The following is a 3264-nucleotide window of genomic DNA, read 5'->3' on the forward strand; positions in this document are numbered from 1 at the left end:
CCGCGGCCGTCTCCGCCGCGGCCCTGGCCCTCCCGGCCGCCTCGGCCAGCTCCGCGAGCATGCCGGGCGGGCAGTCCGAGCGCCAGGAACCGAGCCGGGCCGCGAGCGCGCGGTCACCGGCGAGCCGGGCGGCGAGCGCCCGGATCTCCTCGTCACGGGCCGACGCGCGGCTGCGCAGGGCCTGCCGCTCCTCGTCGGCGGCGTGCTCGTCGTGCATGGCCGGGTTCGGCGGTACGAGAAAGACCTCGCTGTCGCCCGTGCCCTCCGCGCCGGGGCGCGGGACGGGCGCCAGCAGCGCGGCGGCGGTGCCCACGGCGACGGCGGACCTCGGCAGCAGGGCGGCGCCCGCGAGGGCCTCCCGGGCGCGGGCGTGCGACGCCGGATCGGTGATCACGACACCGTCGACCAGCTCGGGCCGTGCGGCCAGCACCGCGGCGTGGTCGGCCGGATCGACGGCCTGGGCGAGATAGCGCCAGCCGGGCAGGGCGGGAATCCCGTGCTCGCCCAGGTACTCGACGGTGGCGAGGACATCGGGGCCGGGCGGCAGCAGCCCGCCGTCGCCGAGCGCGCCCAGGATCCGGGAGTCGTCGGCGGCGGCCGTACGCAGCTCGAAGAGCTGCCGCTCGGCGGTGGTGACGCCCTGATCGAGCAGCTCACGCAGTTCGTCGGCGTATCCGTCCAGCTCCTCCGCGCTCAGCGGTCCGTCGGCGGAGCGCGGACCGGCGGACGCGGAGCGGCCCGCGGTGGCGGAGCCGAAAGCCGCGCCGTGGTCCGCCGGGACGCCGTCGGCGGGCGGACGCCGGGCGCCGGGCACACCGTGCCCGCCGGCCACCGGTCCCGCCGGCCGCCCGGCGCCGCCGGCCCAGCGCCGGGCTCCCGCGGATTCCTCGTGTCCGGACGGGCCGTCCGGCGCCGAACCACCGCGCGGGCCGGGCACCGCGGCCCGGGTGACGGCGGTCGCGGGCAGACTCAGCAGCTCGGCGAGACGCTCGTCCGCGGCGATCGATTCCGCCGCGCGGCGCTCCGCGTCGTACGCGTGCTCCGCGGCCAGCGCCGCGTCGGCGGCGCGGGCGGCGGCCAGTTCGGCGCGGGACTCCGTACCGGCCGTCTCCCTGGCCCGGTCGGCGGCCGTACGCGCGGCCTCGCGCGCCGTGTCCCAGCTCGCGACGGCCGACTTCTCCGCGTCGCTCGCGGCGAGCGCGGCGCGGGCCGGGTCGGCGTCGGGCGCGGTGTCGTCGAGCCAGCCCGCCCGTACCGCCTCGGCCGTCTCCTGCTCGACCTCGGCGAGACGCTGGCGCAGATGCCCGGCCTCGCTGCGGGCGCGCTGCGCCTCGGTGGCGGCGGAGGTCGCGTCGCGGTGGGCGGCCTCGCCCGTCTCCTGGAGGACGGCCGAGCGCTCCTCCTCCTCGTTCGCCAGCCGCTCGCCGTCCTCGGCCGCCGCGTGCAGGGCCCGTACGAGATCGGCCGCGGCGGTCGCCCGCGCGGCCAGCGCGGGCGCGGCGTCCCGCTCGGCCTCACGGATCGCCACGGCGACGCGCGCGGAGCGGTCGGCGGCGGCGCGATGGCGCAGCACCGCCTCGGCCGCCTGCCAGGCGGAGTGCAGCGTACGGGCGTCGGTCAGCTCACGGCGCCGGCCGGCGGCGCGCTTCTCCGCGGCGGTGAGGGCCAGGGACGCGTGCCGGTAGGCCAGTTCGGCGGCGATCAGCGCACCGCGTCCGCGCGTCTGCTCGGCCGTGGTCACGGTGTGCGCGGCGGCGGTGACCCGCTGGGCGAGATCGGCGGCGCGCCCGCGCTCCTCGGCGGCGCGTGCCTGGAGCCGCCGTACGAGCGTACGGGCGCGGCGCTCGGCGCCCGCGTGGATGTCCCGGGCCCGTGCGCGCGACTCGGCGGCCTCGACGATCCGGCCGAGCAGATCCACCGAGCCCGCGGTGAAGTCGCGCTCGGCGGTGAGCTCGGCGCGGCGGCCCAGCTTGTTCCCGAACCCGCCGACGAGATCGGCCAGCCCGTCCGTGTCCCGGGTGTCGGTGACGGCACGCAGCAGCAGATCGGTGAAGTCGGAGTCCTTCTTGACCGCGAAGAGGCCGGCCGCCTCGCCCTCGTCGGCGTTCATCTCGCGCTGGTAGCGGAAGAGTTCGGGGTCGAGACCCAGTTCGCCGAGGTGTTCGTTCCAGCGGTCGTGGATCTCCTCCCAGTGGACGTCGAGATGCGGATAGAACTTGCCCGCCTCGGTGAGGGCGTCCCGGAAGCCCTTCATGGTGCGGCGCCTGCCCCGGGCGCCCGAGGCGCCCTCCACGGGCGGCCGTACGGCGGTGGACTCGGCGACCGGCAGGGAGTCCAGGCTCAGCCCCGGGCCGGGCCGGAAGGAGTACCAGCCCTCGGCGAACTTCCTGGGATCGCTGGAGACCTGCCGGCCGCGCCACTCGCTGGCCTTGCCGACCACCACGAGTTCACCGGTGAGCGTGTGCTGCCACTCCAGGGCGACATGGCCGCAGTCGTCGGCCAGCAGGAACTTGCGCAGGACGCCGGAGCTGGCGCCGCCGAGTGTGTTGCGGTGCCCCGGCAGCATCACCGAGAAGATCAGCTTGAGCAGGACGGACTTGCCGCCGCCGTTCTCCAGGAAGAGCACGCCCGCCGGGGCGGGGCGGCGCGGCGGCCCCACCGGCTCCTCCTCGAAGAACTCCGCCTGGGTGGGCGCGGGACGCGGTACGGGGGCGCCCACTCCGCGCAGATCGAGCACGGTGTCGGCGTAGCGCGCACCGGCGGGCCCGATGGAGTAGAGGCGGACCCGGGACAGCTCGTACATGGCGGGGGACTCTCGTTGTGGGGGGCGGGCGGAGTTGCGGTCAGGCGTGGAAGGGCAGGCCCGCGTCGGCGGCCAGCTCCAGATCGTCGCCCTCGGGCGGCGGCAGCAGGGTGGCGGAGCCGTCGCTGACGGGCACGACGCCCAGTTCGAGCAGTTCGGCCATGGCCGCGTGGCCCGCCATGTCCCGTACCTGGAGCTGATAGCGGGCCGTGGTGCGGTACGCGCCTCCGGCGTCGTCCCCGGTGCGCTGGAGGAAACCGGAGTCGGTGAGGAACGCGACCGCCTTGCCGACGATGCCGGTGGTCGACCCGGCGAGCCTGCGGGCGTCCTTGGTGGCACCGGTGGCGCTGCGCCGGGCGTAGATCCGCCAGGCGGCTTCGAGACCGGGCGCGTCCGTCGACGGATCGGTGTTCTCGCCCTCCTCCCCGGCGCGCTCCTCCAGCCGACGGCAGGCCTGCCGT

Annotated in this window: 1 protein-coding gene and 1 pseudogene; both read right to left on the reverse strand. The window is 77.0% G+C overall.

Annotated elements, in window-relative coordinates; all coding sequences use genetic code 11:
* On the reverse strand, positions 1-2803 hold a 2803-nt coding region (locus BFF77_RS30755; protein WP_483855223.1), incomplete at its 3' end, for a coiled-coil domain-containing protein.
* Positions 2804-2843: 40 nt separating this feature from the next.
* Positions 2844-3264: pseudogene (locus tag BFF77_RS30760) on the reverse strand (hypothetical protein); the annotation flags it as partial.

This window comes from Streptomyces lushanensis (genome assembly GCF_001700515.1).
GTDB lineage: Bacteria > Actinomycetota > Actinomycetes > Streptomycetales > Streptomycetaceae > Streptomyces > Streptomyces lushanensis.